This window comes from Streptomyces corallincola, from assembly GCF_019104725.1.
In the GTDB taxonomy this organism is placed as follows: Bacteria; Actinomycetota; Actinomycetes; order Streptomycetales; family Streptomycetaceae; genus Streptomyces; species Streptomyces corallincola.
The window spans coordinates 69,150-85,443 of the sequence record NZ_JAHRXF010000018.1; the positions used below are offsets into that span (position 1 = coordinate 69,150).

The following is a 16,294-nucleotide window of genomic DNA, read 5'->3' on the forward strand; positions in this document are numbered from 1 at the left end:
CGCCGCAGCGACCATAACCACTTCACCGACCCGCCCGTCATGCCCGCCGCCCACCGCGCCGTACCGGTAAGAACCGCCGTGCCCTCGCCGGTGCGCCGGGCCCCCTCCGGGACGGGGACGGGCCCGCGTCTTCAACTCCCGTGATTCCACTGAACCTTCACCTCACATGGCGACGTGTGACTCATCGGTCACTGATCGAGATTGAGGTGGTGTGTGATGGACTCCAAGTCCAGCCGTCGTACTTTTCTGAGAGGCACCGCGGCAGCCGGTGTCGTAGGCATGACGGGGATGGCCGGGATGGGGCTGTCGGCGGAGTCCGCCGCGGCAGCGCCGTCGGCCGGGGGGACGACCCGTCCCACGGTCGCCGTGCTCGGCGGCGGTATCGCCGGGATGACCGCGGCGCACGAGCTCGTCGAGCGCGGTTTCGACGTCACCGTCTACGAGCGCCGCGTGCTGGGCGGCATGGCGCGCAGCATCCCGGTGCCCGGTACCGCGCGGGGCGGCCGTGCGGACCTGCCCGGCGAGCACTCGTTGCGGATCTATTTCGGCTTTTACCACGACCTTCCGGACACCCTGAAGCGCATCCCGGTCCCCGGCCGGGTGAACGGGGTCCACGACAACCTCGTGGACGCCGGTGAGCTGGTGTTCGCGCACGACGGCGGCCGCGCCGACCTGCACGTCCCGCTGACGATCAACAAGCTGGACGCCATCACGCCGGACGCGCTGCTGGCGGTGGCGACGGGGCTCGCGGCGGGCGGTCTCCAGCTGCCGCCCGACGAGGCGGCCGTCTTCGCCCAGCGGGTGCTGGTCTACATGACCAGCAGCGAGCAGCGCCGACTGGGGCAGTGGGACAACACCACCTGGCCCGACTTCCTGCGGGCCGAGGGCAAGTCGCAGGACTACCGGCGGGTCCTGGTGGACACCTTCACCCGTGCGCTGTCCGCGACGAAGACCGCCGACGCCAGCGCCCACACCACGGGTCTGGTCTTCGAGAACCTGCTGTTCAACATTCTCGGGCGGGGCAACGAGGGTGCGGTGGACCGGGTGATGAACGCCCCCACCAACGAGGCGTTCATCGACCCGTGGGAGCGCCATCTCACCTCGCTCGGGGTGCGGTTCCGCGTCGGCTGGTCGGTGGAGGACCTGGTGCTGAGCGGCGGCCGGATCAGCGCGGCGCAGGTCCGCGACCCCCAGGGCGTGGCCCAGCAGGCCAAGGCGGACTACTTCGTCTGCGCGCTGGACGTCCGCTCCGCCGCGCGCGTGTGGAACAAGGCCGTACGCGCGGCCGATCCCCAGCTGGCCACGGCGGCGACGCTGGACACCGAGTGGATGGCGGGCATCCAGTTCTACCTGGACCGCCGCACCCCGCTCGCCAACGGCCACACGTTCTACGTCGATTCGCCGTGGAAGCTGACCACGACCACGCAGGCCGAGTTCTGGGACCGCGATCTGCCCGCCCAGTACGGCGACGGCCAGGTCAAGGAGATCGTGTCCACGATCATCGCCGAGTGGGACGTGCCGGGCGTGCTGTACGGCAAGCCCGCCAAGCAGCTCACCGCGGAGCAGATCTCCCGCGAGGTGTGGGCGCAGCTCAAGCTGAGCCTCAACGACACCGGTCAGACGGTGCTCACCGACAGTTCGCTGCTGACGTGGTTCCTGGACTCCGGAGTGACCGGGCTCGGCGGGCCGAACCCGCAGAGCGCCGACGAGCTGATGGTGCACCCGGTGGGTTCCTGGGCGCGGCGGCCCACCTCGCGCACGGCCATCCCGAACCTGGCGCTGGCCGGTGACTACGTGCGGGTGCCGATCAACGGCGCGTCGATGGAGGGTGCGAACTCCTCCGGCCGTCAGGCTGCGAACGTGGTGCTGGACGCGGCGGGTTCGCAGGCGTCCCGCGTGCCGGTCTTCGGCCTGACCAAGGCGCCGGAACTCGAACTCCTGAAGGTCGGGGACCAGCAGCGGTACGCGGCCGGTCTGCCGAACCTGTTCGACGTGTGATCCCGGACCGCCGTTGACCGGCGGGGGTGTGCGGGGCAGGTCCCCACGCACCCCCGCTCTTCGGCCGACCGGGCTCAGAACAGCGCCGATCCCCGCTCGAAGTCCAGCAGTCGGCGCTTGCGGGCCACGCCGCCGCCGTACCCGGTGAGGTCGCCGCCCGCGCCGATCACCCGGTGGCAGGGCACGACGATGCTCACCGGGTTGCGCCCGTTGGCGAGGCCGACCGCGCGGGACGCGCCGGGATTGCCGAGGGCGGCGGCGAGTTCACCGTAGGAGCGGGTCTCGCCGTACGGGATGCGGGTGAGCTGGTCCCAGACGCTGCGCTGGAACGGGGTTCCGGGGAGCCGGAGTTCGAGGGTGAACTCGGTCAGCTCGCCCTCGAAGTAGGCCCCGAGCTGTTCCTCCGCCTCCGTGAAGACGCCGGGGTCGCGGTCGCCGAAGGTCTCCAGCGGCGGGCGGTGGCGGTGGTCGGTCATGTAGAGGCCGCACAGGACGCCGTCGTCCGCGACCAGATGGAGCGGGCCGTAGGGGCTGTCCATGACGGTGTGCCGTTTCATCATGAGGTTCCTCGTGACGTTCCTGAAGTTCCTGAAGTTCCCGGTGCCGGGAGGAAGTTGACCGGGTGGTCGCCGGTGGCCCAGAGGTACTGCACGGCGTACGCCCGCCAGGGGCGCCAGGCTTCGGCGTGCGCGGTGAGCGCGGCCGGGGTCGCGGGCAGGCCGAGGTCGCGGGCGGCGCGGCGGATGCCGAGGTCGGTGGGGAGGAACGCGTCGGGGTCGCCCAGGGCCCGCATGGCGACGGTGTCCACGGTCCAGGGTCCGAAGCCGGGCAGGCCGAGCAGGAGGGCGCGGGTCTCCGCCCAGTCGGACCCGGCGCCCAGGCGCAGGCCGCCGTCCGCGAGCCGGGCGGCCAGGGTGGTGAGCGTGGTGCGCCGGGTGCGGGGCATGGCGAGGGTCGCGGGGTCCACGGCGGCGAGCGCCTCCGGGGACGGGAAGAGGTGGGTGAGTCCGCCCTCGGGGTCGTCGATCGGTTCGCCGTGCGCGGTGACCAGGCGGGCGGCGTGGGTGCGGGCGGCGGCCGTGGACACCTGCTGGCCGAGTACGGCGCGGACCGCGAACTCGTTCTCGTCCACGGTGCGCGGCACCCGGCGGCCGGGTGCCTTGTCCACCAGCGGTGCGAGCAGCGGGTCGGCGCGCAGCCGGTCGTCCACGGCGACCGGGTCGGCGTCGAGGTCGAGCAGGCGGCGGCAGCGGCTGATGGCGACGGTGAGGTCGCGCAGGTCACCGAGGGTGAGGCGGCAGGCGATGTGGTCGGGGCGGGGCGAGAGCGCGACGATGCCGTGCCCGTACGGCAGCCGCAGCGTGCGCCGGTAGGCGCCGTCGCGCCACTCCTCCACGCCGGGCACAGCGGTGGCCGCGAGGTGGCCGAAGAGGTTGTCCGGGGTGAGCGGGGCCCGGAACGGCAGCCGCAGTTCCAGGGTGCCGGGGGTGGTCGCGGCGCGGCGCTCGGGGGTGCGGGCGCGCAGCTCGCCGGGGGCGGTGGCGAAGACCTCGCGGACGGTGTCGTTGAAGGTGCGGATGGAGGAGAACCCGGCGGCGAAGGCGATCTCGGCCATCGGCAGCGTGGTGGTCTCGATGAGCAGCCGCGCGGTGCGGGCGCGCTGGGCGCGGGCGAGGGCGAGGGGTCCGGCGCCGAGTTCGGCGCTTAGCTGGCGTTCGACCTGGCGGGGGCTGTAGCCGAGACGGGCGGCGAGGCCGGTGACGCCGTCGCGGTCCACGACGCCGTCCGCGATCAGCCGCATGGCGCGGGCGACGAGGTCGGCGCGTTCGTTCCATCGCGGTGAGCCGGGGCTGGCGTCGGGTCGGCAGCGTTTGCAGGCGCGGTACCCGGCCTGCTGACAGGCGGCGGCGCTGGGGTGGAAGGTCATGTTCTCGGGGCGGGGGGTCACCGCCGGGCAGCTCGGACGGCAGTAGATCCCGGTGGTGCGGACGGCCGTGTAGAACCAGCCGTCGAACCGGGCGTCCTTGGAGCGCACGGCGCGTACGCAGTGTTCGCGGTCGAGGACTGTCCCGGCCCCGATGGCGGTCCCTGTGCTCTGCATGGGTCCAGCATCCGTCAGAGCGGGGGCGGCCGGCTGGCGGAAATCCGACATGGACGTGGGCCCGGCCTGCGGTGGTGCCGTGCCGGGCGGGGTGCGCAACCCCGTGCCGTACACGCGTTCGCCCGGTGCGCGGCGCGATCCCCGGCCGGCTCCCTCAGCGCGTCCCGTGGGCGGCCCGGAACTCCCGCACCCACGCGGAGGTGGCCGCGAGCCCGCCGAACGTGTAGAAGTGCGCCCGCACCCGCCCGTGCCGTGCCGGGTCGTGGCCCGCCTCCAGGGCGCGCAGGAAGCGGTCGGGCCCCGCGGTGCCCATGAGGTGGGTCAGCGAGAAGCCGTACTTGCGGGCGATGGAGGCGCTGGTGCCGACGCCGAACCGGGTGGCGTACGTCATCAGGCGCCGTACTCCGGCGGGGCCGGGCACGCCGACGCGGACAGGCAGACGCACGCCACGGGCGCGGACGGCGGCGATCCAGTCGAGGACGGTGTCGGCGTCGAAGCCGAACTGGGTGACGATCTCGCCGGTGAGGCCCTGGGCGTCGAGCAGGGCGCTCTTGTCGGCGAGGGCCGTCCACAGGGCGTCCTCGGCGATGGCGGGGTGGCCCTCCGGGTAGCCGGTGATGCCGACGTGCCGTACGCCGTGCGCGGGCAGCAGTCCGGAGCGGAGCACGGCGAGGGCGTCCTCGTACGGGCCCTCGGGGGTGGCGGGGTCGCCGCCGACGACGAGGACGTGCTCGCCGGTGCCGTCGGCGGCCAGGCCGGACAGGAACTCCGCCAGGTCGCGGTGGTGGCCGAGGCGGCGGGCCGAGATGTGCGGTACGGGGACCAGCCCGAGGTGTTTGACGGCGCGGGCGGCGGCGAGCCGGGCCGGGGTGTCCTCGCCCGCGAGGAAGGTGATGTTGACGCGGGTGCCGTCCGGTATGCCCGGCCGGGCCTCCTCCAGCGCGGCCACGTCCTTGCCGGTCATCTCCAGGGAGAAGCCGTCCAGCAGGGCGGCGGGGGCCGTGGGCGGCGCGGTGACGGCGGGGTTCATCGGGCTCCTCACGGCTCCGGGCCGTGCTGTTCACGGCACCGGGGCCGCCCCGCGTCCGTCGCGGGCGGCCCCGGCCGATGATGCCACGGGGTCAGCGCGGCCCGTCCCCGGCCCCCGCTCCCCCACCGGCCTCCGGCTCCGGCTCGGGCTCCGGCTGGGGCTCCGAGGGCGGGTTCACGCCGTGGCTCGCCGGGTGGCGGGTGCCGCCGGTGTCCGGGTGGGCGCGGTCGCGGCCCAGTTCCTCGTCCAGCGCCATCGCGGCCGTGATGAGCGACAGATGGGTGAACGCCTGGGGGAAGTTGCCCAGTTGCTCGCCGGAGGGGCCGATCTCCTCGGCGAACAGGCCGACGTGGTTGGCGTAGGTGAGCATCTTGTCGAAGGCGTGCCGGGCCTGGTGGAGCCGCCCGGTGCGGGCGAGCGCCTCCACGTACAGGAAGCTGCACAGGTTGAAGGTGCCCTCCGAGCCGCGCAGGCCGTCCGGGGACGCCGCCGGGTCGTACCGGTGGACCAGGCTGTCGCTGACCAGCTCGCGGTCCATCGCGTCCAGGGTGCTGACCCAGTCGGGGTCGTGCGGGGAAAGGAACCCGACGCGCGGCATGAGCAGCAGGGACGCGTCCAGCACATCGGTGTCGAAGTGCTGGACGAACGCCTTGCGCCCCTCGTGCCAGCCGCGTTCGGTGATCTGCCGGAACACCGCGTCGCGGGCCTCGCTCCAGCGGCCGAGGTCGCCGGGGCGGGCGTACCGGGTGGCGGCCCGGATGCCCCGGTCGAAGGCGACCCAGCTCATCAGACGGCTGTAGGTGAAGTCCCGGCGCCCGCCCCGGGTCTCCCAGATGCCCTCGTCGGGCCGGTCCCAGTTCCCGGCCAGCCAGTCCAGTACGCCGCTGAGCGCCCGCCAGCCCCGGATCGCGCCGATGTCGCCGCCGACGGACAGCGCGTCGGACGCCTCGCCGTAGATGTCCAGCTGGAGCTGGTCGGCGGCGGCGTTGCCCGCGCGCACCGGGCGGGAGCCCCGGTAGCCCTCCAGGTGGGGCAGTTCCTCCTCGGTGAGCCGGGGGTCGCCGTCCACCCGGTACATGATCTGCAACGGGTCGCCGGTGGCGGTGCCGCCCGCCTCGACCCGGTCGCGCAGCCAGCGCCGGAACGCGTACGCCTCGCTCTCGAAGCCCAGCTCGACCAGGGCGCGGACGGACAGCGAGGCGTCCCGGACCCAGGTGTAGCGGTAGTCCCAGTTCCGTTCGCCGCCGATCTGCTCGGGCAGGCCGGTGGTCAGGGCGGCGACGGGGGCGCCGCTGGGCGCGTAGGTGAGGACTTTCAGGGTGATGGCGGACCGGTTCACCATGTCCTGCCAGCGGCCCCGGTAGGTGCAGGGACGCAGCCAGTCCAGCCAGAAGCGGCGGCAGTCCTCGACGGTGTCCGCGATGCCGGGCAGGGTCGGCGCGGGCGGGGCGGGCGCCCCGGACGCCGTGGTGGTGAGGACGAACACGGCGGCCTCGCCCGCGCTCAGCGTGACGCGGGCGGTGACGTCGTCGTCGCCGTCCGCGCGGAGCCGGACACCGGGGGTGGTCCGCACGTGCAGGTCCAGGTCCGGCCCCCGGAGGACGGCCGTACGGTCGTCCCCGAGCCTCAGGGTGTGCGGGGCGCGGCCGTAGTCGAAACGGGGGCGGCAGTCGAAGGCGAAGGGCAGGCTGCCGCGCACCACACGGGCGATCCGGATCAGGGTGTGCCGGTCGGTGGGGTCCGGGCCGTCGAGCGGCGGCATCAGGTCGGCGACCTCCCCGACCCCGCCGGGCCCCATGAACCGGGTGATCAGCACGGCGGTGTCGGAGAGGTACAGCTGCCGGGCCCGTACGCCGTTGCCGCCGGTGCGGTGCGCCGTGAGGCGGCAGTGCCCGCCGCGCCGCCGGTCCAGCAGCGCGGCGAACAGACTGGGCGAGTCGAAGCGCGGGGCGCACCACCAGTCCACGGTCCCGGCGGACGACACCAGGGCCGCGGTCTGGAGGTCGCCCACCATGCCGTGGTCGGCGATGGGCGGGTACGGGCCGGGGTCGGCCGACGGCGGGAGCCGGTCCACGCGCGGTCCTAGGCGGCGCGGCCGGGGTCGTCCCGGCGCACCACGCACAGGGCCCAGATGATGAACCCGGACAGCGCGATCATCACGACCGACCACACCGGGTAGTACGGCAGCGAGAGGAAGTTGGCGATGATGACCAGCGCCGCGACGGCCACGCCCGCGACCCGCGCCCACATCGCCGTACCGAACAGCCCGAAGCTGATGACGACGGCGACAACGCCGAGGACCAGGTGTATCCAGCCCCAGCTGGTCAGGTCGAACTTGAAGACGTAGTTCGGGGTGGTGACGAAGACGTCGTCCTGGGCGATCGCCATGATGCCCCGGAAGATGCTGAGCAGTCCGGCGAGCAGGAGCATGACCCCGGCGAAGGCGGTCAGCCCGAAGGCCCACTGCTGGCGGGCGCTGTGCGCGTGCGCGCGGGGCTCGGGTGTGGGTGACGCGGTCATCGGCTGCCTCGTTTCGTTCGGTCGGGTACGGGCTCGGGGTGCCGGGCCGGGTCAGTGCGGGGTCGGGGTGCGCGGGGTGGTACCGGCGCCGGTGGCCCCGGGACCGCCGGGGGCCGCACCGGTGCGCTGCTCCGGGGCGTCGCCGCCGAGCAGCATCTCCTTGGCGCGGCGGAACTCGTCGTCGGTGATGTCGCCGCGCCGCCGCATCTCGGAGAGCCGCGACAGCTCGTCCACGTTGCTCCCGCCGGACCGGGCGGTGTCCCGGACGTACGACTCGAACGCCTTCTGCTGGGCGCGGGCGTGCTCCACCTCGCGCCTGCCCATGCCCTTGCCGCGGGCGATGACGTAGACGAGGACGCCGAGGAACGGCAGCACGATGGCGAAGAGGGTCCAGCCGGCCTTGGCCCATCCGCTCATCGAGTCGTCGCGGAAGATGTCCACGATGACGCGGAACAGCAGGACGAACCACATGACCCACAGGAAGAACACCAGGATGGTCCAGAAGGCGCTCAGCAGCGGGTAGTCGTACGCGAGGTAGGTCGGGGCGCTCATGTCTCTCCTCCGTCCGGGGGACGTTGTCCCTCCCGGCTCTCAGCGTGCACACGCCCGGCGGGAGCGGCCTCACCCGTGACGGGTGACCCTGGCCCGGGACGGATGTTCAGTCGGCGGGCTCCGGGGCAGCGGTGATCACCCGGATTCCGGGGGTCGCGGAGGTTCCGGGGGTGGTTCCGGGAGCTGGCGCAGTTCCACCACGCGCAGGCCCAGGGACTGGCAGCGCGTCAGCAGGCCGTACAGATGGGCGTCGTCCACGACCGGGCCGTACAGGACGGTCTGGCCGGACATCGTGACGTGGTCCAGCTCGGGGAAGGCGTGGGCCAGCGTCTCCGACATCAGGCCGTCCACGCGGATCTCGTAGCGCATGTGCCGCTCCCGCCGGGGGGTGCTGCGATCCTGCTCCGCGCACGGGCCCTCCGGCCTCACCCGCTACAGGTGAACCGTGGCGCGGTGCGGGCCGGGCGCTCGGGTGCGGGCCGGTACGGGCGCTCAGTGGGTGACGGCGAGCTTGAAGACGATGATCGCCAGTCCCAGGACGAGGTTGACGGACGCCGAGACGGCCACCAGCCGCCAGGACGCGCCCGCCCGCCACGCCCCGTACGCCGACCAGCCGACCTGTCCGGCCACGGCGACGGCCACCGAGAGCCACAGGGCGCCGTCCAGGTCGAGACCGAGCAGCGGGCTCACCGCGACGGCGACCGCCGGGGGCACGGCCGCCTTCACGATCGGCCACTCCTCCCGCGCCACCCGCAGCACGGTCGCCCGGTCGGGGGTGCGCTCCGCGAGCCGGGCGCCGAACAGCTGGGCGTGCACGTGCGCCACCCAGAAGACCACCCCGGTGAGCAGCAGCAGGATCACCAGATGCAGGCGCGGGAACTCACCGAGCGACCCGGCCCCGATGACGACGGAGGCGGCGAGCATCGAGCCGTAGACGGCACCGGTGTAGTCGGCGAGGTGGTCGGCCGGAGTGCGCCCGGTCCGCTCGCGCGGTGTGGCGCCCGCGCGGCTCACAGCAGCCCCTGTTCCCGGCCGCGCCGTACCGCGTCGCCCCGCCGGTTGACGCCGAGTTTGCGGTAGACGCTCTTGAGGTGGGTCTTCACCGTGTTCACGGAGACGTACAGCTCGGCGGCGATCTCCTCGGCGGACAGCAGTTGGGCGAGGCCAAGCAGCACCTCGCGTTCGCGCCCGCTCAGCTCCTCGACGACCGGCGGCCCGCCCTCCGGCCGACCGCCCACCGGCGGCCGACCGCCGACCCGCGCGGGCGGCGGTGGCCCGGCCGACGGCAGCAGCCAGCCGGTGGCCAGGGCGTGCAGCGGCGGGCGCCCGAGCAGCCGCCGTACGCCGGGACCGGCCTCCAGGAACGGGCGGCGCAGCCCCTCCCGGCGGGCCTCCGGGAGCGCGCGGGCCAGCAGCCCGCAGGCGGTCGCCGTGTCCCCCGCCTCCAGCGCCGCCCCGGCCCGGACCAGCGCGACGGCGATCCGGACGCCGGGTGCGGCCCGGCTCCCGGTGTCCGGTTCCCCGGCCAGGGCGAGGGCCCGCACGGTGTCACCGGCGGCGAGCAGGGCGCGGGCGGCCTCCGCCGCGTGGGCGGGTCCGGCCGCGTACGGTACGTCGTCCAGCACCTTGACGGCGCTGTCGGGGCGGCCGTCGGCGAGGTGCGCGGCGGACGCCACCAGCGCCCAGTGCACCTCCGCCCACGGGGACGGCGTGTCGGCGGCCACGGCGGTGCCGACCGCTTCGGCGGCGGCCCGGTGATCTCCCCGCGCGAGCAGCAGCCGGGCGGTGACGAGGGCGCGGCAGGCGGTGGCGGACGGGTCGGGGGCGGCGGGTACGGGCGTGCCGTCCAGCAGGGTCCGCGCGCGGGTGAGGTCGGCGCGGTCCACCGCGACGGCGGCCAGCACCAGGCGGGCGAGCGTGCCGCTCCCCGGCCGGTCGAGCCCGTACCGCTCAGCTTCCGCGAGGGCCGCGGTGGCGGTCCGTTCGGCCTTCGCGGGCCGCCCCTCCAGATGCTCGATGAGCGCGAGCTGCCCGAGGCAGTCCTGCCGGGGCAGCGCGGTCGCCACCCCGCCGGGCCGTGCCGTCGCCTCGGCGAACGCGGCCCGCGCGTCGGTGAACCGCCCGGCCCAGGTCCGCGCCGCCCCCACCTGTGCCAGCAGCAGGGCGGACAGCTCGGGGTGCTTGTCGAGCAGCCGGGCGGGCACCTCGCACCGCAGCTCGCGCGCCGCGGTCACGGCCGCCTCCGCCCGCCCGACCGCCCCGGCCCGCCGCGCGGCCACCGCTTCGAGCAGGGCGTGCCCGAGGAGGAGTTCGGGGGCGGTGCCGGAAAGCGGGGACGAAAGTGCCGGGGGCGCCGGGGTGGGGGTGAGGCGCGGGACGGCCGGTGCGGCGGAATCCACGGCCGGAGCCGTACCCGCCGAAGCCGGACCCACCGCGGCGGCCCCGGCACCCACCCCGGCCGGTCCGCCCGGCCCCACCCCCGCGCGTGCCCGGCGCAGCTGGGCCAGGCCGCGTGCCGGATCGGGCCCGGCCAGGTCGCGTGCGGCGCGGACGAGGTCGGGTGCCGGACCTCGGGTGTCCGGGCCCAACGGGGCGAACAGCGCGGCGAGTTCACCGGCGCGGGGCGCGGTGAAGAACTGCCCGAGAGCGAGGTCGGAGACGAGAGCGGCGGCGGTGAAGTGCCAGTCCCGGGCGGCGGCTCCGTGGACGAGTGCCTCGGGTACGGCGTCGGCGGCCCCCAGCCAGTGGGCGGCACGGCGGTGCAGCTCCGGTTCGAGACCGGGGTGCCGGGCGCGCAGATGGGCGCGGAGGATCTCCCCGAACAGCGGGTGCAGCCGGTACCAGGAGTGTCCGAGGTCCTCCACGAAGGCGTTCTCCCGGTGCAGCGCGGCCAGCGCCGGTTCGAGTCCGGCGCGTCCGGTGAGCGCCTCGGCCAGCTCAGGCCGGAACCGGTCCAGGACGCTCACCCGGAGCAGCAGTTCCTGGGTGCGGGCGGGCTGCCGGGTCAGTACCTCGGCGAGCAGGAAGTCCGCGACGGTGCTGCGCCCGGCCTCGAACTCCCGCAGGTATGCCACCGGGTCGGCGCTCTCCCCGGCGGCCATCGCGCACAGCCGCACCCCGGCGGCCCAGCCACGGGTACGGGCGACCAGCCCGCGAACCGCGTCGTCCGGCAGGTGGAGCCCGTGCAGCGCGAGCAGTCCGGCGGCCTCCTCGGGGGTGAGGGCGAGGTCGGCGTCCCGTATCTCGGTCATGGCGTCGGCGGCGCGGTACCGGTGCAGCGGGAGGAGCGGTTCGGTGCGGGTGACGAGGACCAGCCGCAGGCCGGGCCCGGAGTGGTGCAGTACGAACTCCAGCTGGTCGGCGACCTGGCGGGCGGTCTGCCGGTCGAAGTCGTCCAGCACGAGGACGGCGGGCCGGTCCCGGCCGCTGAGCCCGTCGGCGAGGCGGGCCAGCAGCCCGTGGTCCACGCGTCCGGCGTCGGCGGGGCGGCCGACGCCGGGGGGCGGTTCGACCCCGGCGGTGCGCAGCGCGTGCAGGACGGACGCCCAGAACATCCCGGCGCCCTGCCCGGCGGCCTCGCCGGTGTACCAGGCGACCGGCTGCCCGAGCCGCGCCGCCCAGTCCGCGACCAGCAGGGTCTTGCCCGCGCCCGCGGGGCCATTGACCATCGTCAGCGGGGTGTCCAGGGCGCGGTCGAGGCGCTGGGTGAGGCGCGGGCGGTGCAGGAAGGTGGCGGGTCGGGCGGGTGGCGCGAACCGGGTGTGCAGGAACGGCTCCCCGAGGGGGTCGGTGCGGGGGGTGTCCGGTTCCCGTGTCCCGGTGTCGTCTCCCGGTTCGCGTGTGCTGTCGGCGTCCCTCGTGGCCACTGGTCACCACCACGGTTCGTGAGGCTGTGTCCGGCGTCCGCCGTCCGTCCGGGGCGGCGTTCCACCTGATCAGAATCGCAGGGTTCGGGTCGGCGCGCAGGTCGCGGGGGTGCGGGCCGGGCAGGGGGCGGGCACGGCCGGAGCAGGGGGGCGGCCCTGGGGCGCGGCTCAGTGCCGTACGGGTGCGGCGGGCCGGTCCCGTTCCACGCGCCCGCCCGCCGCGAGCAGCGCGATCACCACGAGGGCGGCGAGCAGAACGCCCACGAGCAGCAGCACGGTCGGCGCGGTCGGGTGGTTCCAGAAGGCGAAGACGCAGGCGACGACCAGCAGCACGGCCACGGTCAGCGGGCGCCGCCACGCCAGCGTCCAGGTGCCCGCGGGCCCGGTGCGGACATGGTGCCGCGCGGCCCAGCGGGCGGCGGTGTCGGCCCCGCGCTCGGAGGCGCCCCGCACGGCGACGGGCAGCCGCCCGGGCCCGGTGAAGTAGGCGCCCAGCGCGATCACCACCCCGAGCACGACCGCCGTCACCAGCGCGGCCCTGAGAAAGCGCAGCAGGGTGTCGAGCACGGCCGCGACGGCCGCCTTGGACTGCACCTGCGGCGGCAGATGGTCCAGCAGGTGGTGCCGTACGACGACCAGCGCGACGGCGACCACCAGCGAGGCGAGGGCCGCGCCCAGGGCGGTGCGGGCGAGGGCGCGCCGTCTGCCGCGTGCCAGGAACACCCCGGCGGCGCCGAGCAGGACGACGAGGACGGGCATCCAGTTGCCGACCACGTTCAGCAGGTGGGCGCCCTTCCTGACCTCGGCGAACTGGTCGGAGTGGAACAGCGTGAACTGTTTGTCGATGTCCGGGATGTTCTTGGCCGGGGTGAGCCCCGCATCGACGAGTTCGGTGCGGGCCTTGTCCACGACCGTGCCGAGGTCGAGGGAGATCGTGCCGTCGTCGATGTCCAGCGCGCCCCGGCCCTCGCCGGTGAGGGCGCGGACGACGGCCTGGTGGGCGACCCGGTTGGCGCCCCGCCAGGTGGTGGCGAAGGCGTCGCTGTCCACGACCTTGGTGGCGATTTTGGTGACCGCCGTGTCCACGGCCGTGTCGATCTGCGGCCCGAGTCCCCGTACGGCGTTCGCGGCGCGCGGCGGCAGGCCGAGCGACTGGAGCCAGGACGCGAAGTCCCCGGCCACGGCGGGCCCGTCCACCTGGTCGCCGACGGCCTCGGTGACGCGGTGCACGACGGCCTGTTCGACGGCCGGGTCGGTGGCGAGCGGGGCGACGGTGGCGACGTACCGGTCGGTGTCGAGGACGATGTCGTGCACCCAGACCGCGAGCAGCGCCACCGGGACGAGCACACAGGTCAGCACGGTCAGCACGGCGGAGGCGGTGGCGCGCGCGACCCGTCCCGCGCGGCGGCCCGCGCGGGACGGGGAGGTCGGTTCGGGCGGCGCGGTCACGGGGCCTCCGGCGCGGGGCGGGCGGATCTGCTGGGGACCTCCCCATTGCGTCAGCCACCGGCGGGTGCCGCGCGCTGGACGGTCCGAACGGACGAGGCTCCCCTCCGCCCCGTGCCGGGCGTCGCGGGGCGGAGGGGAGTGTGAGGGCAGGCCCTACGTCCCGCCGCCGCGCCGGGGCGGGCTGCCGAGTCTGCGGGCCAGCGCCGGTTCCTGGGCGGCGACGGCGCCCGTGCTGAGGGTGACGGCGACGGCGACGCAGACCACGATCAGCCAGGACAGCAGCACGAAGACGGAGCCGACGGGGCCGTAGTCGGAGAGGGCGCGGTCGAGGGCGCGGGGCATGTAGAGCGCGGCGGTGGCGGTCAGCGCGGTGAGGGCGAGCGCGGTGAGCACCGAGCCCGGCAGCAGGGGTTTCCAGCCGACGGTGCCGCCGAGCAGCAGGTGCTGGGTCCACCACCACAGCCCGGCCTGCATCAGCACGAGCAGCGGTACGCCGAGCCAGGCGCCGAGTCCGAGGCCGTCCCGCAGCAGTCCCTGGAGGACCATCGCGGCCAGCCACAGCGCCAGCCACGCCACCCAGCGCCAGGGCGCGACGCGGGTCGTGCCGCGCGGGATCTGCCAGGCCCGCCTGCACAGCCGTTGCAGCGCCCGGCTCACTGCGGTGGCGGACAGCAGCACCATGAGCCCGCCGATGACCCCGGTGGCCTGCTGGAGGTCGTGGGTGGCGGGTTGCAGCACGTGCTGGAGCTGGGCCTCGGCGGGGCCGCGCAGTCCGATCACCGCCTTGGCGGAGTCCACCACCTGACGCCGTACGGCGGGCGGGGCGTAGGCGGCGAACACGAACAGCAGGGGGACGGCGGTCAGGAAGCACTGGGCGGCGAGCCGGGTCGCGGAGTCGAAGACGTTGACGGAGACCAGCCGGTCGGCGAGGTGGGTGACGACCGGGAACCGGCGCTCCGCCGCCCGGTGCGCGGCCCTGGCCCGCGCGACGAGCGCCTGGCTCGCGCGGTGCCACGCGGCGGTCCGGCGCTGCCACCGTCCGGCCCGCCGCACGGGTCTGCGCCGCACTCCCGCGGCCGGACGCGGGCGCCCGGCGGGGCCCCGGCTGCCGTGCCCGCCGGTCGTCATCTGCGGCGCGGGGCGGCCGGGTACGGCGTCCACCCGGTGATCGGCACGGCACCACTCCTCTGGTCCTCTCCCTGCGGCCAGCCTGGCGTCCCGCGCCCGGCCCGGCACCCGGAGAGCAGCCGTCAGTGCCGCCGGTGCACCGCGACCACGATCCCCGCGTCGTCCCGTCGTACCGCCGCCTGGTTGAGCAGCTGGGCGGCGACCAGGGCCGGGTCCTGGGTGAAGAGACCGGGGAAGTCGGCGGGTTTCCAGCGGTCGCTGAGCCCGTCGGAGTGGAGGACGAGGGCGGCGCCGGGCGGGAACGGTGCCTCGAAGGCCCGGGTGCGGGGCATCTGGCCGCCGACGATGCCGGGCAGGGACATCAGCCCGTTGCGCCCGCCCTCGTGCACGACCAGCGCGCTGATGTTGCCGACGCCGGCCAGCCGCACGATACGGGCGACCGGGTCCGCGAACGCGACGGCGACGGCGGCGCCCCGCGTGCCGCGCAGGTCCTGGTGGATGTCGGCGAGGACCGCCACCGGGTCGGTGTGCCGACTGTCCCGGAAGGCGCCCCTGGCCCGGTCGGCGACACGGGCGGCGAGCGGCCCGTGTCCGAGCCCGTCGCACATCAGCAGCAGCGAACCGGAGCCGTTCCCGGTGTCGCCGCTCCCCCTAAGGTCCGCGGCCTCCGTACGGCCCGTGCCGCAGGCCGCTCCCGCCCCCGGCGTGCCGCCCCCCACCGTCCGTACCGCCCAGGTGTCCCCGCAGACCTGCTCCCCGCTGATCGGCCGGGTCAGGCCGCCCGTCTCCACCGGGCCCGGCGGCGGCGTGTCACCGGCCCAGAACCGGGCGTGCACGGCGGTGCCCCGGCCGTGCAGCGAGTGCACGCCGAAGGAGTCGGCGAGGCGGCGTACGGCGCCGAGGCCGATGCCGAGGCTGCCGGTGGCGGAGGTGCCGTCCCGCAGGGCGCGCGGGATGTCGTCGATGCCGGGCCCGCTGTCCAGGGACAGGCACTCCACGGCCACCCGGTCACGGGCGCGTACGACGCGCAGCGCGAGGGCGCCGTCGGTGGCGTGCTTGAGCAGGTTGGTGGCGAGTTCCGTGACGCACAGCTCGACGCGTGCGACGCGCTCGTCGGACATGCAGATGCCCCGGGCGAGCTGACCGGCCTGGCGGCGGGCGGCGGCGGCGAGCGCGGCACCGGCGCGCAGCCAGTGCACGTCCCCGGCCTCGGTGACGACGGTCGTGCTCACCGTGCCCACTTCACGATGCGCACGGTGGTGCCCTCGGGCCCGGAGGCGATGTCGAACTCGTCCACCAGCCGTCTCGCGCCGCTCAGCCCGAGCCCCATGCCGTTGCCGGAGGTCCAGCCGTCGGTGAGGGCGAGTTCCACGTCGGGGATGCCGGGCCCCTCGTCCCGGAACTCGACGTAGATGCCGGAGCGTCCGGCGTCGCTCAGCGCGGCGGCGCGGACCACGCCGCCGCCGCCGTAGACGAGCATGTTGCGGCCGAGTTCGCTGGCCGCGGTGACCAGTTTGGTCTGGTGGACGAGGCCCAGTCCGCCCCGCTGGGCGAGGGTGCGCACCATCTGCCGTGCGGTCACGACGTCCCCGCTGGTGGCCACCTGGACGGTCTCGGCCGGGGTGGCCGAGGCTCCGTAGTCCTTCATGC

The 16,294-nt window shown here is 75.1% G+C and carries 14 protein-coding genes; 1 reads left to right on the forward strand and 13 read right to left on the reverse strand.

Annotated features, from left to right (window positions below; genetic code table 11):
- Positions 1 to 216: 216 nt before the first annotated feature.
- Positions 217 to 1,998, forward strand: coding sequence for a hydroxysqualene dehydroxylase (locus tag KUM39_RS14350; RefSeq protein WP_217785988.1), 1,782 nt, complete (start codon positions 217 to 219; stop codon positions 1,996 to 1,998).
- Between the two features lie 74 nt (positions 1,999 to 2,072).
- Here the strand turns inward: KUM39_RS14350 and KUM39_RS14355 are convergent, their stop codons facing one another.
- From KUM39_RS14355 to KUM39_RS14415, 13 genes are all read right to left on the reverse strand, one after another.
- Positions 2,073 to 2,555 (reverse strand): methylated-DNA--[protein]-cysteine S-methyltransferase, encoded by a 483-nt coding sequence (locus KUM39_RS14355; protein ID WP_217786022.1) that lies wholly within the window; start codon positions 2,553 to 2,555, stop codon positions 2,073 to 2,075.
- Positions 2,555 to 4,099, reverse strand: a complete 1,545-nt coding sequence (locus KUM39_RS14360) for an AlkA N-terminal domain-containing protein (protein WP_217785989.1) — start codon at positions 4,097 to 4,099, stop codon at positions 2,555 to 2,557. The genes KUM39_RS14355 and KUM39_RS14360 overlap by 1 nt, the downstream gene beginning before the upstream one ends.
- 154 nt (positions 4,100 to 4,253) lie before the next feature.
- Entirely contained in the window at positions 4,254 to 5,129 is an 876-nt protein-coding gene (locus KUM39_RS14365; RefSeq protein WP_217785990.1) for a methylenetetrahydrofolate reductase, read from the reverse strand.
- Between the two features lie 91 nt (positions 5,130 to 5,220).
- Positions 5,221 to 7,203, reverse strand: a complete 1,983-nt coding sequence (locus KUM39_RS14370; protein WP_308288130.1) for a glycoside hydrolase family 15 protein — start codon at positions 7,201 to 7,203, stop codon at positions 5,221 to 5,223.
- An 8-nt stretch (positions 7,204 to 7,211) separates the two neighbouring features.
- On the reverse strand, positions 7,212 to 7,649 hold the full coding sequence (locus KUM39_RS14375) for a DUF7144 family membrane protein (RefSeq protein ID WP_217785991.1): 438 nt from the start codon (positions 7,647 to 7,649) through the stop codon (positions 7,212 to 7,214).
- 51 nt (positions 7,650 to 7,700) lie between these two features.
- Complete coding sequence (locus KUM39_RS14380) at positions 7,701 to 8,201, reverse strand: SHOCT domain-containing protein (protein WP_217785992.1); 501 nt, start codon at positions 8,199 to 8,201, stop codon at positions 7,701 to 7,703.
- 135 nt (positions 8,202 to 8,336) lie between these two features.
- Positions 8,337 to 8,570: a DUF8691 family protein gene (locus KUM39_RS14385; RefSeq protein WP_217785993.1), complete on the reverse strand. Its 234-nt coding sequence runs from the start codon at positions 8,568 to 8,570 to the stop codon at positions 8,337 to 8,339.
- 123 nt (positions 8,571 to 8,693) lie between these two features.
- The gene (locus KUM39_RS14390) at positions 8,694 to 9,215 is read right to left on the reverse strand and encodes a hypothetical protein (RefSeq protein WP_217785994.1); all 522 of its coding nucleotides are present in this window, start codon (positions 9,213 to 9,215) and stop codon (positions 8,694 to 8,696) included.
- Entirely contained in the window at positions 9,212 to 12,067 is a 2,856-nt protein-coding gene (locus tag KUM39_RS14395; RefSeq protein WP_217785995.1) for a winged helix-turn-helix domain-containing protein, read from the reverse strand. Before KUM39_RS14395 ends, KUM39_RS14390 begins: the two co-directional genes overlap by 4 nt.
- Positions 12,068 to 12,235: 168 nt before the next feature.
- Entirely contained in the window at positions 12,236 to 13,516 is a 1,281-nt protein-coding gene (locus KUM39_RS14400) for a hypothetical protein (protein WP_308288131.1), read from the reverse strand.
- A gap of 153 nt (positions 13,517 to 13,669) precedes the next feature.
- Complete coding sequence (locus KUM39_RS14405; protein ID WP_308288132.1) at positions 13,670 to 14,677, reverse strand: YhjD/YihY/BrkB family envelope integrity protein; 1,008 nt, start codon at positions 14,675 to 14,677, stop codon at positions 13,670 to 13,672.
- Positions 14,678 to 14,766: 89 nt separating this feature from the next.
- On the reverse strand, positions 14,767 to 15,876 hold the full coding sequence (locus tag KUM39_RS14410) for an ATP-binding protein (protein ID WP_308288133.1): 1,110 nt from the start codon (positions 15,874 to 15,876) through the stop codon (positions 14,767 to 14,769).
- On the reverse strand, positions 15,873 to 16,292 hold the full coding sequence (locus tag KUM39_RS14415; protein ID WP_217785997.1) for an anti-sigma regulatory factor: 420 nt from the start codon (positions 16,290 to 16,292) through the stop codon (positions 15,873 to 15,875). The genes KUM39_RS14410 and KUM39_RS14415 overlap by 4 nt, the downstream gene beginning before the upstream one ends.
- Positions 16,293 to 16,294: the final 2 nt, after the last annotated feature.

Coding starts and splice junctions, on each gene's coding strand:
- KUM39_RS14415 (WP_217785997.1), bottom strand. CDS start 16,292: ATGAAGGACTACGGAGCCTCGGCCACCCCGGCCGAGACCGTCCAGGTG.
- KUM39_RS14365 (WP_217785990.1), bottom strand. CDS start 5,129: ATGAACCCCGCCGTCACCGCGCCGCCCACGGCCCCCGCCGCCCTGCTG.
- KUM39_RS14380 (WP_217785992.1), bottom strand. CDS start 8,201: ATGAGCGCCCCGACCTACCTCGCGTACGACTACCCGCTGCTGAGCGCC.
- KUM39_RS14350 (WP_217785988.1), top strand. CDS start 217: ATGGACTCCAAGTCCAGCCGTCGTACTTTTCTGAGAGGCACCGCGGCA.
- KUM39_RS14360 (WP_217785989.1), bottom strand. CDS start 4,099: ATGCAGAGCACAGGGACCGCCATCGGGGCCGGGACAGTCCTCGACCGC.
- KUM39_RS14355 (WP_217786022.1), bottom strand. CDS start 2,555: ATGAAACGGCACACCGTCATGGACAGCCCCTACGGCCCGCTCCATCTG.
- KUM39_RS14385 (WP_217785993.1), bottom strand. CDS start 8,570: ATGCGCTACGAGATCCGCGTGGACGGCCTGATGTCGGAGACGCTGGCC.
- KUM39_RS14375 (WP_217785991.1), bottom strand. CDS start 7,649: ATGACCGCGTCACCCACACCCGAGCCCCGCGCGCACGCGCACAGCGCC.